The organism is Embleya sp. NPDC056575 (assembly GCF_042793325.1).
In the GTDB taxonomy this organism is placed as follows: domain Bacteria; phylum Actinomycetota; class Actinomycetes; order Streptomycetales; family Streptomycetaceae; genus Embleya.
Genome location: NZ_JBHTVA010000026.1, coordinates 25,129 through 42,464, shown reverse-complemented (window position 1 = coordinate 42,464; position 17,336 = coordinate 25,129). Strand labels below are relative to the sequence as shown.

Sequence of the window (17,336 nt, the reverse complement as noted above, 5' to 3'; positions counted from 1 at the left end):
ACCAGGAAGCTACGGGGTCCGGCCGACAACCACTCGGCCGAGGTGCACCCCGGCGCCGAAGCGCGCGGAGTGCCCTCTTCTCGGCTCGTCGGCCCCGGGTTCAGTCGCTCGTCGTGGCGCACTGCCCACGGTCCACGCGCACCGGTCCGGCCGCCGACGGGCGGATGTCGACGTCGAAGATCTCCGTCGGCAGATACAGCGTCGCGCAGGCGTTCGGGATGTCCACCACGCCGGAGAACCGGCCCTCGATCGGCGCCGCGCCAAGGATCAGATACGCCTGCTCGGGGGTGTAGCCGAACTTGGTCAGATAGGTGATGGCGTTCAGGCAGGCCCGTCGGTACGCCAACGTCGAGTCCAGGTAGCGCTGTTCGCCGTCCTCGGTGACCGAGAACCCGGTGAAGGTCAGGTATTCGCTGTACTGCGGCGCCGACCGCCCGGGCATGAAGATCGGGTTGGTGCTCACCCCGTAGGTCTCCATGCCGCCCTTGATCACGTCCACGCGCAGGTCGATGAAGCCGCCCATCTCGATCGCGCCGCAGAAGGTGATCTCGCCGTCGCCCTGGCAGAAGTGCAGGTCGCCCACGGAGAGTTTGGCGCCGTCGACGAAGACGGGGTAGAAGATCCGGGATCCCGCGGTCAGGTTCTTGATGTCCTGATTTCCGCCGTTCTCGCGCGGGGGCGCGGTGCGCGCGGCCTCCCGGGCGGCCTCGGCGGCGCGTGCGGCGTCCATCGAGCCGAGCACGGCGGCGATCGGCTCGGGCGGCAGCGCGAGCGGCGGCACCCGGTTGGGGTCGGTCGCGCGCAGCGCGCCCTCGCGGGCGTTCCACTCGGCGAGCAGTCGGGCCGAGGGGGCGGTGCCCATCAGGCCGGGGTGGATCATGCCGGTCAGTTCGACCCCGGGGACGTGCCGGGAGGTGGCGCGTTGCCCGTGGAAGTCCCAGACCGCCTTGTACGCGCCGGGGAAGTGGTCGGTGAGGAAGCCGCCGCCGTTCTCCTTCGCGAACAGGCCGGTGTAGCCCCAGCCCTGGCCGGCCACGGGGCCGGTCACCGCGAAGGTGTCGTCCTGCGGGCAGGCGCCGACGTCGAGGATGTCCACGACCAGCAGGTCGCCCGGCCGTGCGCCCTCGACCCCGATCGGGCCGCTGAGCTGGTGCACCATGGTCAGGTCCGCGTCGCGCACGTCGTCGGCGCTGTCGTTGTTGCCGATCGTGCCGTCGAACCACTCGCGACACTCGATCCGGAACTCGGCGCCGGGCTTGACCACGGTCACCGGCGGCACGTCCGGGTGCCATCGGTTGTGGCCCGGCGTCTTCTGCTCCCGGAAGGGGCGGGACTGGTCGACACCGAACACGATCTCGGGCATGTGACTCCTCGAAGCCTCTTGGTGACGGCGGCCGTTGACGAAGCGTCAGGGCCGGGGCAGTCGGGCGTGCCGGGGGTCGCCGGGCGCGCGTACACCTGGTCTCGGTGGTGGGCCCGAGGTCACGGCGGGGGCGTGGGCCGAGCGCTCCTCGGCGGCGGCCGCGCGCATCCGGACGCCGTTGCCGGCCAGTCGCGGCGCGGTCCACACGCGCCGACCGGGCTCCGCGCAGGCGGGGCATCGTTCGCTCGGGCGGGCCTCGCCCAGCGGTCGGGTCAGCTCGAAGTCACCGCAGTCCGCGCATCGGTACACGTAGGTCGCCACGATCGCCTCCTCACCTGGTCACCGGGCCTGCCGGAAGCACAACACAGCGCCGGGCAAAAGGAAACGGACGACACGCGGATCGCACCTGACGCATGGTCAATTCACCTGCTCCGTGGTTCCATCGCGCTGTCGATCACCAGTCGGTCCCCATCTTCGGAGGTCCCGTGGCGGAACAAGTCGCCCTCGTCGTGGGTGCGACCGGCCTCGGCGAGGCCATTGCGCACCGACTCGTCGCGGACGGCCGCGACCTGATCCTGTGCGACCGGGAGGCGGCGCGGGCGTCGGGTCGGCTCGCCGAGACCGCCGCCGCCACGGGTGCGCGCGTGGTCACCGCCGGGGTCCGCCTGGACACCCCGGACACCTTCCGCGACGCCCTCCCCGACCTGCTGCGGCAGGTCGGCCACGACGCGGTCGACGCGCTCGTGTACACCCTGCTGCCCGACGACGCGTTCACCCCGCGCCCGCTCGCCGCGCTGACCGACGAGCAGTGGCGGCGGCTGGCCGAGGACCCGGTCCGGCACGGCCTGACGGTGCTTCAGGCCGCCCGCGACCTGCTCGCCCCGCGCGGGGGCCGCCTCGTTCTGGTGGTGCCCGCGGTCGCCCTGGAGGGCGCCGCCGACCTGGTCCCGCTCGCCACCGCCGCCGAGACGCTGCGCGCGTTGGCCAAGTCGGCCGCGCGCCGCTGGGCGGCCGACGGGATCACCGTGGGCCTCGTCACCCCCGACGTGTTCGCCTACGGCGCCGAGCACCTGCGCGGCACCGACGTGGACCGGGGCGAGGCGGTACTGCCCGGCCCGACCACGCCGGCCGACGTCGCCGACGCCGTGGCGCTGCTGCTCGACCCGGCGGCGGCCCGGCTGACCGGCACCACCCTGATCGTCGACGGAGGAGCGCTGATGACGCCGTGACCGAACACGTGGCCCTGGTGACGGGTGCGGCGGCGGGCCTCGGCAGGGGCATCGCCCTGGCCCTGGCGGCGACCGGCTCCACCGTCGTGGTGACCGCGCGCCGACTCGCGGCCGCTGCCGAGGTGGTGGACGAGATCGCCGCGCGCGGCGGCACCGCGTGGGCGACCACGTGCGACGTCACCTCGGCGGAGTCGGTCGAGGCCGCGATCGAGGCGACCGCGGCCCGCTTCGGCCGGCTGGACGCGGTGGTGCACAACGCCACGTCGCGGCGCTCCGGCGAACCGGTGGACCTGGAGCACGCGGACCCGGCGCTGTGGCGCGAGCACGCCGACGTCTCGCTCACCGGCTCGTTCACCGTCGCCCGCGCCGCGTACCCGCATCTGCGGGCCACCGAGGGCGCGTTGTTGCTGCTGACCTCCCCGGCCGGGATGCGCGGCAGCGCGAACCTGTCCTTCTACGCGGGGGTCAAGGGCGCCCAGCGGGGCTTCGTCAAGGCGCTGGCCCGCGAGTGGGGTCCCGCCGGTGTCCGGGTCAACGGGCTGGCGCCACTGGCCGTGACACCCGCGCTTGCGGCCGCGTTCGAGGCGGATCCGACCATGGAGGGGCGGATCGCGGACAAGGTGCCGATGCGCCGGGTCGGCGATCCGGAGACCGACATCGGGGCGCCCGCGGTGTTCCTGTGCGGGCCCGCCTCCCGCTACGTCACCGGCCAGACCCTGATCGTCAACGGGGGTCGGGACACGTTCCTGTGAGCCGGACCGGGCGGTGATCCCGGCCAAATCCCCTCAAGAAGCCCGTACTTAGCACACGGCGCCCTTTTCCGGCAAGGGCGAACACCGTGTGGTAACCGGCCGATCACGCGTCTAACCTGACCGGGTTGCCGAGCGGAACGAGGGGGCGCCCGTTCCATGTCCAGCACCACAGCAGGCTCGATCGCACACCGTCCGTCGCGGGTCCGGCCCCGGTCGCCCGCCTCCACGCCGAGCCGATTGGTCGCGCTGGCAGTGCTGTTGGTGCTCGCGCTGATCCCGGTCTGCACACTGTCCGTGCTGATAGCGGACCGCTCCCGGGCGACCACGGCGGAGTTGCGCGACCGGCGCATCCCGGCGGCGCTGGCCCTCGACCAGGCCGCCGCCGCGCTGACCGAGGCCGACCGGGCGACGGCGACGAGCCTGGTGTCGGGCGCGTTCTCGTTGACCGGTCCGGGGCAGGACTACCAGGACGCGGTCAAGCGGGCGAACCAGTACCTCACCGTGGCCGCCGACCTGCACCACGACGATCCGGGCGCCCGCGCGCGGCTGACCGGGGTCAACGCGCTGATGGTCGAGTACACGATCATGGTCGGCCTGGCCCAGACCGGCGGCGACGGGCCGCTGTCCCTGGCCAACGTGTTCTACGCGTCCGATCTGCGGCGGTCGATCGTCACCGGGCTCTACGACCAGCGTCGGGCCGACCTGGAGGACATCCGGGCGGCCCGCTCGACCTGGTGGGTCGGTACGTACGTGGCGGTCCCGTTCGGGGCGACCGCGTTCCTGGCCCTGCTGCTCCTGCTGTTCGCGCACAGGTACCTGCGCCGCCGCTTCCGCCGCCGCACCAGTCCGCCGCTGCTGCTCGGCGCCGCCGCGCTGGCCGCGCTGATCGCCTGGACCGTGCTGCACGCGCAGACCACCCACGACCGGCTGGACGAGGCGGCCGGGCGCGGGCTCACCGGCCAGTCCGCGCTGTGGCAGGCGCGTACCGCGGTCCACGAGGTGGTCGGCAGCACCGCCCTGGACCTCGCCTCGGGCGGGGTGCCGCGCACGAGCGACGTCAAGGCCGGACTCACCCTGCGGGACCTGGCCGAACCGCTGCCGTCGGTGGACGACATCGACGCGGTGCGCTCCGGCGCCGACCCCAGGTTCGGCGGCCTGATCGCCACCGCGCTGGCCCAGGACCGGTCGGTGCCGCTGCGGACGGCGGGCGCGCGGGCGCTGACCGCGCTCGGCGCGCTGCGCCAGGCGGGTGAGCGGGCCCGGGCGGAGGCGCCGCGCGGGGGCACCCGGGACGGCGGCGCCGGGGCGGCCACGGTGACCGGCCGGTCCCAGGGGCTCATGTCGGGCGCGGCGGACGACGCCGAGGCGGCGTTGACCGACGCGCTGATCGCCGGCCGCCGGGAGGCCGACGCGGCGCTGGCCGAGGCGGCCGACGACGGCGGGCTGACGGTGGGTGGCCCGGTGGTGTGCGCGGCCGTGCTGGTCCTCGCCCTGGCGGGGGTGCTGGTGCGCCGATTCGAATACGGGAGGCTTCGGTGATCACTGGCGGCGGGCCGCGGGCGGCCCTGGGCGTAGCGCTCCTGATCGGGGCGGCGCTGACTCCGGTGGCGTGCACCACCGCGTCGCCGACGCGGGTGGTGAACGTGCTGGGCACGTGGGAGGACGCCGAGCAGCGGGCGTTCGAGGACGTGGTGGCGCCGTTCGAGCGGGAGACCGGGATCGACGTGCGCTACAAGGGAACCCGGGACGTGGCGGCGGTGGTGGCCGCTCGGGTGGAGGAGGGCGATCCGCCGGAGATCGCGGTGCTCAGCTCGCCGGGCGACCTGCTGCACTACGTCAAGACGAACAAACTCGCGCCACTGGACGGGGTGCGCCCGCAATACGCGCCCGAGTGGCTGGCGCCGGGGCAGGTGAACGGCCGTCAGATGGCGGTGGTACTCAAGGCCGCGCTCAAGAGCACGATCTGGTACAACCGGGCCAAACTCGACTCGATCCACGAACCGGTGCCCACCACATGGGAGCAACTGAAGTCCACCACAGCCAAGTTGCGGGCCGCGGGCACGACTCCGTGGTGCATGGGGCTGGCCTCCAGCAGCACGTCCGGCTGGCCCGGCACCGACTGGGTCGAGGATCTGGTGCTGGCCCGCTCCGGGCCGGACATCTACGACACCTGGGTGCGCGGGCAACTGTCCTGGGAGGCACCGGAGATCAGGGCGGCCTGGCAGAGCTGGGGAGAACTGGTGACCAACCAGGACAGCGTCCAGGGCGGGCCGATCAACGTCCTGCTGAGCGGCTTCGACAAGTCGGAGCAGGTGCTCGACGCCCGCGGCGGTTGTGTGTTCGACCACCAGGGCTCGTTCGTGGCCGGCACCTACGCGGCGCGCACCCCGCCCGGCGCGGCCCCCGGCTACGACACGTTCGCCTTCCCCCGGTTCGACACACCGCCCGCACGCGAGGTCGCGGGCGACGTCGCGGCGATGTTCCACCCGACCCCGGCGGCCCGAGACCTGCTCAACTACCTGACGGGCACCCGGGCACAGGCGTTGTGGGTCAAGTCGGGCACCGCGCTGTCCCCGGACCGCAACGTGCCGCCGGACGCCTATCGGGACGATGTGACCAGGCGGCTCGGCACCGAGTTGGCCGGGGCGCGGTCGATCCGCTTCGACGGGTCGGACCTGATGCCCACCACGATGCGCAGCGCGTTCCAACGGGCGGTGTCGGCCTACGTATCGGATCCGTCGGCCCTGGACCGCGTCCTCGACGACCTCGAACGGGTGCGGGCCACCGCGTACTGATCGGGTCGGAGATCGTTCGGCTCCGGGAGGGACGCGGCGGGCCCGCCCCGGCCGGGCCCGCCTCGTCTCGAAGTGTTCGCCACGCTCCCTGGCGAACACCTGCAATCTTGGCCCCTCGATGGGCTACTCATGCGTATCCGAGGCGAAGTTCTTGAGAATTTTACTTTTCTCCGCACAACCATCGAGGGATTTGCCCCGATTCTCGGGGTTCGTTCCAGGTGGAACCTCACTCCTCCAGCGTGTCCCGGGCAATGGCTGTCAAACCGGTCACGAGGGACTCGATCCGCCGCCGACGCTCACCCGACGGATCCGCCGCGCGACCGAGCGCACCCGCACACACGATCGCGAGCTTGATCACCGCGAAGGCTTCCCAGAACGGAATATGACGGATATTCAGCTCATCTCCGGCGGCGCGGTCGGCGCCGTCGGCACCACGCTCGGCGGCCGCGCGCTCGGCGAGGTACGCGGCGAGCAACCCGTCCGCCGTGGGCAACCCCGGATGGGCGTCCGGCACGTGCCCGCCGCGCCCGGCCGCCAACAGCCGTCCCGCCGGCCCCCAGTAGGCGAGCAGTTGACCGACGTCCGCCGCCGCCGGGCCGAGCGCGGCCAGTTCCCAGTCGAGCACCGCGAGCACCCGCTCCGGGCGGTCCCGCTCGTACATCACGTTGGCCAGGTTGTAGTCGCCGTGCACGATCCGGTCCGGGCCCACCTCCGGCACCCGGGCGGCCAGCGCGGCCAACACCGCGTCGACCGCCGGCACCGACCCCGCGCCGGAGGCCGCCCATTGCCGCCGCCACCGCCGCAACTGGCGTACCGGATAGGGCTCGGGCCGGACGTAGTCGCCGAGCCCCGCCGCCACCGGATCCACCGCGTGCAACCGGGCCAGGGTGCGCGCCAGTTCGCCGCCGACCGCCGCCGCCGTCTCCGCGGCCAACCCCCGCACCGACTCGGCCCTGCCGTACACCACCCCGTCCAACCGGCCCATCAGGTAGAACGGCACCCCGATCACCGCCGGATCCGGACACAGCGCGAGCATCGGCGCGACCGGGACCGCACCACCCGCGAGTGCCGCCTGGAACCGGTACTCCCGGTCCATGTCGTGCGCGGTGGGCAGCCCGCCGCGCCGAGGCGGCGTGCGCAACACCAGGTCGACACCGCCGCCGCGCACGCGGTAGGTGGGATTGGACGAGCCGCCCGCCAACGCCTGGACCCGCAACTCCGTCCCCCGCGCGAGCAGGCCCCGCCCGGCCGTCCAGTCGGCGAGCGCCCGCGCGTCCACCGCCCCCGGCGCGCTCACGGCAGGTCCAGCAGCGTGGCGAAGCGTGCCTCGGCCGCCGCGCGACGGGTCGGGATGTGCTCGCTCGGCCATCCCTCGACCGCCCGCCGGCCGCGCAGCGCGAGTTTGGCCACCTGCGCCACGTGTACCTCGTCCGCGCCGTCCGACAGCCGGAAGTTGCGGGCCAGCCGGTACATCTCCTCCAGCGGCAGGTCGGCCGAGTAGCCCAGCGCGCCGTGCACCTGGATCGCCCGATCGACCACGTCGTGCAGGATCCGCGCGCCCCGATACTTGACCTCCGACACCGCCTGGCGGGCCGCGGCCGGCCCCTGGTGGTCCCAGATCCAGGCGGCTTCGAGGGTCATCAGCCGCAACGCCCGGATGTCGATCGCGGATTCGGTCACCATCGCCTGCACCAGTTGGTGCTCGGCGAGCGGCCGGCCGTGCGAACGCCGGGACAGGGCGCGCTCGCAGAGCATGTCGAAGGCCCGCCGGCACTGGCCGATCCAGCGCATCGTGTGCTGGATCCGACCGCCGTTCAGCCGCTTCTGGGCCAGTACGAACGCGTCCCCGGGCGCGCCGATCAGGTTCTCGTGCGGCACCCGACAACCCTCGAAGAGCAGTTCCGCGTGGCCGCCGAGATGATGGGTCGCGGCGCCGTCGTACGGGTGGTGCATGGTGGGCACGTCGCGCACCACGCGCATCCCGGGCGTCCCCCGCTCGACCACGAACATCGAGGCCCGCCGGTGGCGTTCGGCATCGGGGTCGGTGACCGCGAAGACGAGCACGAAGTCGGCCCGGCGCGCGTTCGAGGCGAACCACTTGTGCCCGTCGATCACCCAGTCGGCGCCGTCGCGCACCGCCCGGGTCCGGATCCCGGTCGGATCGGAGCCGGCCGTGTGCGGCTCGGTCAACGAGAACGAACTGGTCAGCCGGCCGTCCAGCAGCGGCCACAACCAGCGCTCCTTCTGCGCCTTCGACGCACCCACGGCGAGCAGTTCGCCGTTGCCCGAGTCGGGCGCCTGATTGCCGAAGACGGCCGGCGCCGACGGCGTACGCCCCAGGATCTCGTGCATCAACGCGAGCCGGACCTGGCCGAACCCGCCGCCGCCCAGGGCCGGATCCAGGTGTGCGGCCCAGAGCCCCCGGTCCTTGACCGCCTGCTTGAGCGGATCGGTGACGGCGCGCCAGTTGTCCGCGCTCATCCGGTGTTTCACCAGGTCGAGCGGCTCGATCTCGTCGACCACCATCCGCCGGATCCACGCCAGCTCGGCGGCGACCTCCGGATCGGTACTGAAATCCCATGCCATGACGGGACGTTAACTCTGTTAATTAACAGAGTCAATCATCTCGCCGTGACGCCGATCACCCGCACCCGGCCGCACCGCTCACTCCTCGTCCAGCGGCCCGCGCAGGTCGGCCACCAACCGCTGCATACGATCGGCCAGGTCGTTCAGCTCCTCCGCCGTCCACCCGGACAACTGCCGCGCCAACATCGCGTCGTTGGCGGCCACGAACAGCCGGTACGCCTCGCGCCCGCGCGCGGTCGCCTCCAGGAGCGCCACCCGACCGTCCTCGGGAGCGGTGACCCGAACCGTGTAGCCGCCCTCCTCCAGGATGCGGATCTGCCGACTCAACGCGGCCGGTTGGATGTCGGCCCGCTCCGCCAACTCCGTCGGCCGAATCGGCCCGAAGTCGATGACGCGGTGCAACACCCCGATCGCGACCAGACTCAACGGCACCCCGGACCGCTCCATGTGCAGCGCGTCCAGCCGCCGACTGCTCATCAGCCTGCGGACCGAGCTGATCGCCTCGTTGATCCTGCGTCGGCTCGCCTCGTCGGTCATGGCGTCAGCGTACGGGGCCCGACGGGAGCCGCGGCGGCAGCCCGCCGCCCACTCCTTCGAGCCAATCGGCCCCGTACCCCTGTCCCCACCGACGTTCGTCCCCAAGACTGATCTTCGTGCATGCCGAGGTGGCCGTCGAAGGCCCGAAAAACGATTCCGCAGACCGCGCGTTCGCGCTCGCCACGCCCGAGGCCGGGGTCGTGGTGGCCGCCGCGTCGACCGAGCCGGTGGGCGGGTGCGGGCACGGCATGGCGTGGTTCCTGCGGCGGCTGGGGGTGCACCTGCTAGCCCGGCTGACCGATCGGCCGGAGCGCGGCATCGCCGACTGTCTGGCCGACACGATCGCCGAGACCGCCGCGCTGCACGGGGCCCGCTGCGACCTCGGGCACGAGGCCACCCCGGCCGCCACGGTGGTCGCCTGTCGGGTGCTGGACCACGAGTTGCAATACCTGGTGCTCGGCCCCGGCGTGGTCCACCTGCACCACGACCGGGGCCCGAGCAGCCGGATGACCGGCCCCGACGGCCCGTTGGCCGCCGCCCGGGCCCGCCCGGGCATCGCCGCCTACGCCGGCGTCGGCACCGCCCGCCTGTACAGCCTCAGCGGCGCCTCCCTGGCCGCCGACGGCACCGCCCGACCGCCGGCCGGGATCACCCTGACCTTCGGCCCGCCCGCGCCGGCCACACGGTAGGGCGGGCCGTCGCGCCCCGGTCGGCCCGCTACCCCGCCGCGGGCAGCCTGTACTCCCGCGCCGCCGGCACCTCGTACGCGTCCTTGGCCACCACCAGGTTGCCCGGCGCGGCCTTGCTCGGCTTGAGGATGTACGACTTGTAGGTGGCCGGCTTGGTCACGTCGGAGAAGTCCTCGGGCGTGCCGAGGCCGGTGTCCATCTGCTTCTGCCGCCGGTGCGCGGCGATGATCCCGGCGTGCGTCAGGTCCTTCGCCGCGCAGGCCGCCTTCAGGTCCTCGCCGAAGATCTTCATCGCGTTGTACCCGGAGATCACCCCCTGGTCCAGGGTCCCGTCCGGATACTTCGCCTTGTAGTCGGCGGCGAGCTTCTTCACCGCCGGGATGTCCGCGCCGATCGCCGGCGCCGCGCTCACCACGTACAACAGTTGCTCCAGCGCCCCGGCCGCCGCGCTCGCCATCACCTGCGGGTGGAAGCCCGGCGCGCTGGTGAGCACCGGCACCCGCAGCCCGGCCACCGCGCCGAAGCCGACCAGGGTCGCGGTCTGCGTCGGCCCCGCGCTGATCAGGATCGCCTTCACGCCCGCGCCGCGCAGTGCGGCGATCTGCGCGGTGAGGTCGGTGTCGGTGGCCTTGATCTTCTGCTCGACGATCTGCACGCCGAGCTTCCCGGCCGCGAACTTCGCGCCCGCCAGCGCGTTTTCGCCGTACTCGCCCTCGAAGTAGACGTGCCCGACCTTGTCCCCGGACCTCAACTGCGCCGCCTGGGCCAGGAAGTCCATCCCGTTGATCATGTCGATGTCGTAGGTGGTGCCGACGATCTGGATCTCCGACCGGTTCAGCAGGGTCGCCGGCCAGGCCTGCGGGAAGGTCAGGATCCGGTCCTGTTTCAGGCTGTCCTGCAACGCGGTGACCACGGCCGAGCCGATCACCTGCGGAAAGCCCGCGACGCCGCCCTTGATCTCGGTGTAGGCGGCCACCGCCTTCTGCACGTCGTAGCCGTGGTCGCGCACGGTGATCGCCAACTTGCGTCCGCAGATCCCGCCCTGCGCGTTGATCTCGTCCACGTACAACTGCTGGGCGTTGACGATGCTCTTGCCCAACGGCGCGTAGGGACCGGACAGATCGGTCAGCGCGCCGAGCGTGATCGTCGTATCGGTGACCCCGGGGCCGGACTCGACCCCACCCGAGCGCTTGTCCTTCCTGTCGTCGTCGCCCTTGGTGCTGCACGCCGTCGCCGCCAGCACGAGCGCCGCGAGCGCCGCCCCCACACGCACGCCGTTCCGAAGCCTCACGGTGCTACTCCTTGGAGCCGATACGGATGGAGCCCTGGGTACGTCCGAGTCGTCCGAGTCCTTCGCCGCGCCCGCCGGGGCCGCCGCCCGCTCGACCGCGCAGCAGGCCGACCAGGCCGCCCGGGGCGAACAGCAGGACCAGCACGATCGCCGCGCCGTACAGGTAGCGCGCGGCCTCGCCCGGCCCCACCCCCGACTCCGGGCTGCCGGGCGCCACCACGAGCGGCAGCGTGTCCGCGTACTTGCTCAGCACCTGCGGCAACATCGTCACGAACGCCGCGCCGACCACGGCGCCGGTGACCGAACCGAGGCCGCCGATCACGATCATCGCGAGGTAGTCGATGGACAGCGCGAGGCCGAAGTAGTCCGGCACCACCCGGTCGAAGACCAGCGCGATCAGCGCGCCCGCGAGACCCGCGTACATCGACGACACCACGAACGCGGCGGAGCGGTACCGGGCCGGCGCGACCCCCATCACCGCGGCCGCGATCTCGCTGTCCCGGACCGCGCCCAGCGCCCGTCCCGGCCGTCCGCGCACCAGGTTGCGCGCGGTCAGCGCGGCGACCAGGACCAGGATCAGCGCGAAGTACCACAGCCGTTCGAGCCGACCGAAGGGAATGCCGAGCACCTCCAGGCCGTCGGGCCGGCCGTCGGTGAGGGTGAAGTCGCCGACCCCCATCGAGGGCACCGAACGCCCGTTGAAGCCGCCGGTCACCGACGTCGCGTTGAGCATGACGTGGTGTCCGATGAACACCAGCGCCAGCGTGGCGACGCCGAGGTACATCCCGCGCAGCCGCCCGGAGATCGGACTGAACAGGCCGCCGACCGCACCGGTCAGCAGCACCGCCAGGACCAGCGCGAGCAGCGGCGGCAGGCCCACGCCGCTCAGGTGGTGCACCCCCACGCGCCCCGAGTCGCCCGCGAGCCAGACGTAGCCGTAGGCGCCGAAGGCCAGGAAGAAGGCGTGCCCGAGGGAGAGTTGGCCGGTGGTTCCGGACAGCAGGTTGAGCCCGATCGCACCGATCGCGGCGGCCATCGCGAACAGGCCGGTCTGCAACCAGAACGCGGTCACGTAGAACGGCAGCACCAGCAGCACCCCGACGACCACGACCACCGCGCCGGGCCCGAACCATCGGCGCGGCCCCGGGCGGGCCGCCGCGGCGTGCCGGGCCGGAATCGATTCTGCGGCCCGGCTCACCGGCGCGGACGGGCGCTCAGACACGGGCACGCTCCTTCGAGCCGAGCAGGCCGGTCGGCCGCCAGATCAACACGAGCAACATCACGACGTAGGGGGCGACATCGCCGAGGTTGGCGCCCAGCGGGCTCAGGTCGCTCTGGTAGCCGGCCGTCAGCGCCGAGGTCAGCCCCACCAGCAGGCTGCCGAGCAGGGCCCCGGCGGCCGAGTCCATGCCGCCCAGGATCGCCGCCGGGAACGCGGCGAGCGCGATCTGCCCGGTGGACCGGTCCAGGCCCGCGGACGGGAACGCGGCCAGGAACACCGCCGCGACCGCGGCCAGCGCGCCCGCCACACACCACGCGATCAACTGCACACGCCCGAGCCGCACCCCCATCAGCGCCGCCGCCTCCCGGTCCTCGGCCGCCGCGCGCATCGACAGTCCCCAGGCGGTGAAGCGGAACGCCGCGAAGAACGCGCCGATCAGCAGCACGGCCACCACGACGCAGGCGATCCGCGCGTCGGCGATGTGCACGCCGCCCCAGTCCCGCACGCCCGCCTGCCACGGATCGCCCAGGCTCAGCACGTCGGAGCCGATCCGGCGGGTGAGTTCGGTGGTCAGCAGGATGTCCACGCCGATGGTGAGGATGGTCAGGGTGTGCACCTCGGTGCGGCCCAGGCCGCGGATGAACACCATCTCGACCAGGCCCGCCACCGCGGCCGTCACCACCACCGCGACCAGCAGCGCGAGGGTGAAGCCGAGGTCGTCGTGCAGCTTGGCCACGGTGAACCCGCCGAGCAGCAGCAGCGACGCGTGCGCGAAGTTGATCACGCCCGACGCCTTGAAGATCACCACGAAGCCGAGCGCGATCAGCGCGTAGACCGATCCGAGCGCGAAACCGTTGAGGACGATCTCGGCGAGTTTGGTCATCGGGACTCCTCGTGACTCTCGCTCCGGCCGCCGTCGCCGCCGGGTTCGTGCTCGCCGCCCCCGCCGCCGTCCTCGCCCTCGTCCCCGGTGCCGAGGTAGGCGCGGATCACCGCGGGGTCGCGCCGCACCTCGGCCGGTGTACCGCTCGCGATCCGCCGGCCGAAGTCGAGCACGGTCACCGCGTCGGCGATCCGCATCACCAGCCCCATGTCGTGCTCGACCAGCACGATCGAGATGCCGAGCGAGTCCCGGATCGAGGCGATCGTGTCCGAGGTCCGCGCCCGCTCCTCGGCGTTCATCCCGGCCACCGGTTCGTCGAGCAGCAACACCCTGGGTTCCATGCACAACGCGCGGGCCGTCTCCACCCGCTTGCGCATGCCGTACGGCAACAGCGCGACGGAGGTGTCGAAGACCGCGCCCAGCTGCATGAACTCGGCGATCTCGCGGGCCCGTTCGCGATGCCTGCGCTGCTCGCGGACCACCCTCGGCAACCGCAGCGCGGTGGCCGCGAAGCCGGAGCGGGTCAGCACGTGCCGGCCGAGCATCAGGTTGTCCGCGACCGTGCCCCGGGTGAGCACGATGTTCTGGAACGTACGGGCGAGTCCGAGACCGGCGATCCGGTGCGGGGGCAGCCGGGTCAGGTCGTGCGCGCCGAGCCGCACGCTGCCGCGCTCGGCCCGGTACACACCGGAAAGCACGTTGAAGCAGGTCGACTTGCCCGCGCCGTTGGGGCCGATGACCGCGTGGATCGTGCCCGGCGCGACGGTGAAGCCGACCGCGTCCAGCGCGAGCAGCCCGGCGAAGCGTACGGTGACCGCGCGCAGCGTCAGCTCGGGCACGTCCGGTGTCGCCGCGCCGCTCATCCGGTCCACCGTCCGAGCGTCCGGCGCGAAGTGGTGCGGACCGGCGCGGGTGTGCCCTTCGATTCGACCGCCTCCCCCAGGTACAACCGGCGCACCTCGTCGGTACGGGCGAGGTCGGCGGACGCACCGGCCAGCCGCACCTCGCCGACGTCGAGCACGTACGCCTTCTCGGCCAGGTCGAGGGCGATCGTCGCGTTCTGCTCGACCAGCAGCACGGCCGTGCCCCGGGCGGCGATCTCCCGGATCACCCCCGCGATCCGACCCACCATGCGCGGCGCGAGGCCGAGCGAGGGCTCGTCCAGGAGCAGCAGGCGCGGCGCGGCCATCAGCGCCCGACCGATCGCCAACATCTGCTGTTCGCCGCCGGAGAGCAGGCCGGCGCGCTGCTCGCGCCGCTCGGCGAGGACCGGGAACAGGTCGAGCACCCGGTCGTGTTCGGCGCGTGTGCGTGCCGTCCGCCCGCGCCGGCCCAGCGTGCCCGCGCGCAGGTTCTCGGCCACCGTCAGATGGGCGAACACCCGCCGCCCCTCCGGGACCTGCACCACCCCGGCGCGCACGATCGCGGCCGGGTCGCGGCCGCCGAGCCGGACGCCGTCGTAGCGGATGGAGCCGCCGGCGATCGTGCCCCGATGCAGGGACAGCGTGCCCGACACGGCCCGCAGGAGGGTGCTCTTGCCCGCCCCGTTCGCGCCGAGTACGGCCACCACGCCGTTGCCGGGCACGTCGAGGGAGACGCCGCGCAGGGCCCGGACGGACCGGCCGTAGACGACCTCCAGGCCCTCGACGAGGAGCGCTCCCGGTTCCATCGCACCCCTCCCCCGCTGTTGGAGTGACCGCGATCACAGCACGGGGGGTGCACGGAGTCCAGATCCGCCCCCGAGGTCGGGGCAGCCGACCAACGCGGGGGCGTGCGTCTTGTGCAGCGGCACAGCCCGCACCGCGCGGCAGGCCGTGTCCCGGGCCCTCCTCAGGCGCTCAGTCGATGCGCGTCCAGGGCCAACGCCAACTCCACCAGGTCGCGCGGCAGGCCCAGTTCGCGCCCGGTCAGCTGTTCCATCCGACGCAGCCGGTTGAGCACGGTGTTGCGATGGCAGAACAACCGCCGGCCCGCGCGCACCGCCGAGCCGCCCGAGTCGAGCCAGGCGCCGAACGTGCCGAGCAGCAGGTCCCGGTCCACCGCGTCCAGGGCCAGGATCGGCCCGAGCACCCGGGCCGCCAGATCCCGCGCCAGGTCGGGCTGCGAGGCCACCAGGGCGGCGGGCAAGCGCTCGTCCAGGCGCGCGCATTCACCGTCGGCGGTACACGTGCGCAGCGCGATCTCGGCGAGCCGCCGGGCCCGACCCAGCGCGGCCAACCCGTCCACGATCGGGCTGATCCCGGTCCGCGACCCGGCCACCGGGCCGAACGTTTCGGCAATCTCGTCCAACCCCGAGGTGCCGAGCAGGACCACCGCGAACTCCCCCTCGGCGCGCGCCCGCCAGACCACCCGCACCCCGTTCGGCGCGGCCCGCCGAGGCGCGTCGTGCACACCGGTGCCGGGCAGCGGATGGCGCACCGCGACCACGGCGTAGCGGCCCCGCTCGGGCAGGTCCAACACCCCCGCCGCCGCGGCGAGGTCCGCCTCCGGCGCCCGGCCGTCCAAGAGCGTGTCCAACAGGACGTGCACCCGCTCGTCGTGACGGTTGGTCAGCTCCGTCTGGACCCGCCGATACTCGTCGGCGATCGCGCTCGCGTGCCGGTCGACGAAGTTCCACACGTCGGTGGCCACGTGCACCAACAGCCGTACCTCGTCCGGTTCCTGCTCCGCCGCGACCTCGACGAGCGTCTGCCACAACATCACCCCGCCGAGCCGGTAGGCGTGCAGCAGCGCCTCCAGCGGCACCCCCTGCTCGGCCCGCCGCCGGGCCAGCCGCCCCGACGCCCAGCGGCTGCCCTCCAGTTCGCGCGGCCAGACCGCGAGCGCGCCCACCGCGACCCGAAGCGCCTCGTGCGTGCTCTGCCACAACTCGTCCGGCGGCACCCCACCCGCCACATAGGCGGGTTCCAGCTCCTGCAACTCCGCCACGAGCCGATCGGTCAGCTCCGGCAACCGCCCCGGCAGGGCCCGTGCCGCCCGCCGCAGCAGCGCGCTGTGTTTCGGCCCGTCGGACCCCTCCGCATCGACCATGGAACCCCACCCCACAAGGTCAAGGACGCCGTCCGGGGCAACAGTGGCAGATCGAAACGCCCCACAGGCGGGGGACGAACGGGCCGCCGCCGAGCTGTGATGTGCCGACGGCGGAGGGCCGGCGCGTGGCTCAGCCGTTCCAGGCGAAACGCGGCGCGCGGCGCTCGGTGAAGGCCGCCAACCCCTCGCGGACGTCGGCCGAGCCGCGCGACTCCCGCTCCCACCGCTCGCGCCAGGCCTCGACCGGGTCGCCGTCGGCCCCCGGATCCGCGCCCGGGACACCGGAGAGGTCCATCGCCAGCAGGTCCTTGGCGGCGCGTACCGTCAGCTGCGAGCGCGAGGCGATCGTCCGGGCGAGGTCGTACACGCTCTTGTGCGCCTCCTCCGGCCCGAACACCCCGTCCACCAGGCCCACCCGCAGCGCGTGCGCCGCGTCGATCAACTCGGCGGAGAACAACAGGTACTTGGCCGTGGACACGCCCACCAGCCGGGCCAGCCGCGCGGTCGACCCCGCGTCGTAGACGATGCCGAGCTTGGCGGGCGTCACCCCGAACCGGGCCGTGGTGTCCGCGAAGCGCAGGTCGCAGGCGGCGGCGAGCTGGCATCCGCCGCCCACGCACGGGCCCTGGACGAAGGCGATCGTCGGCTTCCCGAAACCGGCCAGCGCCCGCTCGGCGGCCGCGTTCAGCGCGTGGTAGGCGTCCGCCGACTCGGCCGTGGCGTAGTGCCCGCGCAGCTCGCGGATGTCGGCGCCCGCCGAGAACACCCCGCCGCTGCCGGTCAGCACCAGCACGCTCACCTCGGGGTCGGCGTCGAGCGCGGCCAGGGTGTTCGGCAGCGCCGCCCACATCGCCGCGGTCAGCGCCCCGCGCGCGTGCGGGCGATCGATCCGCACCGTGGCGATCGGGCCCTCCGCCTCGACCACGAGCCCGTCGACCCCGGTGTCCATGGTGCCCATC

The 17,336-nt window shown here is 73.2% G+C and carries 17 protein-coding genes; 5 read left to right on the top strand and 12 right to left on the bottom strand.

Annotation, left to right across the window (positions count from 1 at the left end; translation table 11 throughout):
• Positions 1-100: 100 nt before the first annotated feature.
• Together fmdA and ACFRCG_RS21525 are read right to left on the bottom strand one after the other, a co-directional pair.
• Positions 101-1,363: a formamidase gene (gene fmdA, locus ACFRCG_RS21530; RefSeq protein ID WP_380033698.1), complete on the bottom strand. Its 1,263-nt coding sequence runs from the start codon at positions 1,361-1,363 to the stop codon at positions 101-103.
• A 45-nt stretch (positions 1,364-1,408) separates the two neighbouring features.
• Complete coding sequence (locus ACFRCG_RS21525) at positions 1,409-1,684, bottom strand: FmdB family zinc ribbon protein (RefSeq protein ID WP_380033697.1); 276 nt, start codon at positions 1,682-1,684, stop codon at positions 1,409-1,411.
• 164 nt (positions 1,685-1,848) lie between these two features.
• Between ACFRCG_RS21525 and ACFRCG_RS21520 the strand changes: the two genes are divergently transcribed.
• The 4 genes from ACFRCG_RS21520 (at position 1,849) to ACFRCG_RS21505 (ending at position 6,139) form a co-directional block, all read left to right on the top strand.
• Complete coding sequence (locus ACFRCG_RS21520; RefSeq protein ID WP_380033695.1) at positions 1,849-2,592, top strand: SDR family NAD(P)-dependent oxidoreductase; 744 nt, start codon at positions 1,849-1,851, stop codon at positions 2,590-2,592.
• Positions 2,589-3,344, top strand: coding sequence for an SDR family NAD(P)-dependent oxidoreductase (locus ACFRCG_RS21515; protein WP_380033694.1), 756 nt, complete (start codon positions 2,589-2,591; stop codon positions 3,342-3,344). Before ACFRCG_RS21520 ends, ACFRCG_RS21515 begins: the two co-directional genes overlap by 4 nt.
• 156 nt (positions 3,345-3,500) lie before the next feature.
• Entirely contained in the window at positions 3,501-4,883 is a 1,383-nt protein-coding gene (locus tag ACFRCG_RS21510) for a hypothetical protein (RefSeq protein WP_380033692.1), read from the top strand.
• A complete protein-coding gene (locus ACFRCG_RS21505) occupies positions 4,880-6,139 on the top strand; it encodes an ABC transporter substrate-binding protein (protein ID WP_380033690.1) in 1,260 nt (419 codons plus the stop codon). Before ACFRCG_RS21510 ends, ACFRCG_RS21505 begins: the two co-directional genes overlap by 4 nt.
• A gap of 226 nt (positions 6,140-6,365) precedes the next feature.
• Here ACFRCG_RS21505 and ACFRCG_RS21500 read toward each other — a convergent pair whose 3' ends face one another.
• The 3 genes from ACFRCG_RS21500 to ACFRCG_RS21490 form a co-directional block, all read right to left on the bottom strand.
• A complete protein-coding gene (locus ACFRCG_RS21500) occupies positions 6,366-7,436 on the bottom strand; it encodes a phosphotransferase family protein (protein ID WP_380033688.1) in 1,071 nt (356 codons plus the stop codon).
• The gene (locus ACFRCG_RS21495) at positions 7,433-8,725 is read right to left on the bottom strand and encodes an acyl-CoA dehydrogenase family protein (RefSeq protein ID WP_380033686.1); all 1,293 of its coding nucleotides are present in this window, start codon (positions 8,723-8,725) and stop codon (positions 7,433-7,435) included. The genes ACFRCG_RS21500 and ACFRCG_RS21495 overlap by 4 nt, the downstream gene beginning before the upstream one ends.
• A 78-nt stretch (positions 8,726-8,803) precedes the next feature.
• Positions 8,804-9,262, bottom strand: a complete 459-nt coding sequence (locus tag ACFRCG_RS21490) for a MarR family winged helix-turn-helix transcriptional regulator (RefSeq protein WP_380033684.1) — start codon at positions 9,260-9,262, stop codon at positions 8,804-8,806.
• 116 nt (positions 9,263-9,378) lie between these two features.
• On the opposite strand from ACFRCG_RS21490, the gene ACFRCG_RS21485 reads away from it, so the two are divergent.
• On the top strand, positions 9,379-9,951 hold the full coding sequence (locus tag ACFRCG_RS21485) for a hypothetical protein (protein WP_380033682.1): 573 nt from the start codon (positions 9,379-9,381) through the stop codon (positions 9,949-9,951).
• A gap of 28 nt (positions 9,952-9,979) precedes the next feature.
• Here ACFRCG_RS21485 and ACFRCG_RS21480 read toward each other — a convergent pair whose 3' ends face one another.
• From ACFRCG_RS21480 to ACFRCG_RS21450, 7 genes are all read right to left on the bottom strand, one after another.
• Positions 9,980-11,242: an ABC transporter substrate-binding protein gene (locus tag ACFRCG_RS21480; protein ID WP_380033680.1), complete on the bottom strand. Its 1,263-nt coding sequence runs from the start codon at positions 11,240-11,242 to the stop codon at positions 9,980-9,982.
• Positions 11,243-11,246: 4 nt separating this feature from the next.
• Positions 11,247-12,419: a branched-chain amino acid ABC transporter permease gene (locus ACFRCG_RS21475; RefSeq protein ID WP_380033827.1), complete on the bottom strand. Its 1,173-nt coding sequence runs from the start codon at positions 12,417-12,419 to the stop codon at positions 11,247-11,249.
• Between the two features lie 37 nt (positions 12,420-12,456).
• Entirely contained in the window at positions 12,457-13,347 is an 891-nt protein-coding gene (locus ACFRCG_RS21470) for a branched-chain amino acid ABC transporter permease (RefSeq protein ID WP_380033678.1), read from the bottom strand.
• Positions 13,344-14,210, bottom strand: coding sequence for an ABC transporter ATP-binding protein (locus ACFRCG_RS21465; RefSeq protein ID WP_380033676.1), 867 nt, complete (start codon positions 14,208-14,210; stop codon positions 13,344-13,346). Before ACFRCG_RS21465 ends, ACFRCG_RS21470 begins: the two co-directional genes overlap by 4 nt.
• Entirely contained in the window at positions 14,207-15,016 is an 810-nt protein-coding gene (locus tag ACFRCG_RS21460) for an ABC transporter ATP-binding protein (RefSeq protein ID WP_380033674.1), read from the bottom strand. The genes ACFRCG_RS21465 and ACFRCG_RS21460 overlap by 4 nt, the downstream gene beginning before the upstream one ends.
• A 161-nt stretch (positions 15,017-15,177) precedes the next feature.
• Positions 15,178-16,377: a PucR family transcriptional regulator gene (locus ACFRCG_RS21455; protein ID WP_380033672.1), complete on the bottom strand. Its 1,200-nt coding sequence runs from the start codon at positions 16,375-16,377 to the stop codon at positions 15,178-15,180.
• Positions 16,378-16,507: 130 nt separating this feature from the next.
• Positions 16,508-17,326: an enoyl-CoA hydratase/isomerase family protein gene (locus ACFRCG_RS21450; RefSeq protein WP_380033825.1), complete on the bottom strand. Its 819-nt coding sequence runs from the start codon at positions 17,324-17,326 to the stop codon at positions 16,508-16,510.
• Positions 17,327-17,336: the final 10 nt, after the last annotated feature.

Bases quoted from the DNA above. Each gene is read 5' to 3' on its own strand.
- ACFRCG_RS21450 (WP_380033825.1), bottom strand. From the start codon at position 17,326: ATGGACACCGGGGTCGACGGGCTCGTGGTCGAGGCGGAGGGCCCGATC.
- fmdA (WP_380033698.1), bottom strand. From the start codon at position 1,363: ATGCCCGAGATCGTGTTCGGTGTCGACCAGTCCCGCCCCTTCCGGGAG.
- ACFRCG_RS21460 (WP_380033674.1), bottom strand. From the start codon at position 15,016: ATGGAACCGGGAGCGCTCCTCGTCGAGGGCCTGGAGGTCGTCTACGGC.
- ACFRCG_RS21510 (WP_380033692.1), top strand. From the start codon at position 3,501: ATGTCCAGCACCACAGCAGGCTCGATCGCACACCGTCCGTCGCGGGTC.
- ACFRCG_RS21495 (WP_380033686.1), bottom strand. From the start codon at position 8,725: ATGGCATGGGATTTCAGTACCGATCCGGAGGTCGCCGCCGAGCTGGCG.
- ACFRCG_RS21465 (WP_380033676.1), bottom strand. From the start codon at position 14,210: ATGAGCGGCGCGGCGACACCGGACGTGCCCGAGCTGACGCTGCGCGCG.
- ACFRCG_RS21470 (WP_380033678.1), bottom strand. From the start codon at position 13,347: ATGACCAAACTCGCCGAGATCGTCCTCAACGGTTTCGCGCTCGGATCG.
- ACFRCG_RS21490 (WP_380033684.1), bottom strand. From the start codon at position 9,262: ATGACCGACGAGGCGAGCCGACGCAGGATCAACGAGGCGATCAGCTCG.
- ACFRCG_RS21455 (WP_380033672.1), bottom strand. From the start codon at position 16,377: ATGGTCGATGCGGAGGGGTCCGACGGGCCGAAACACAGCGCGCTGCTG.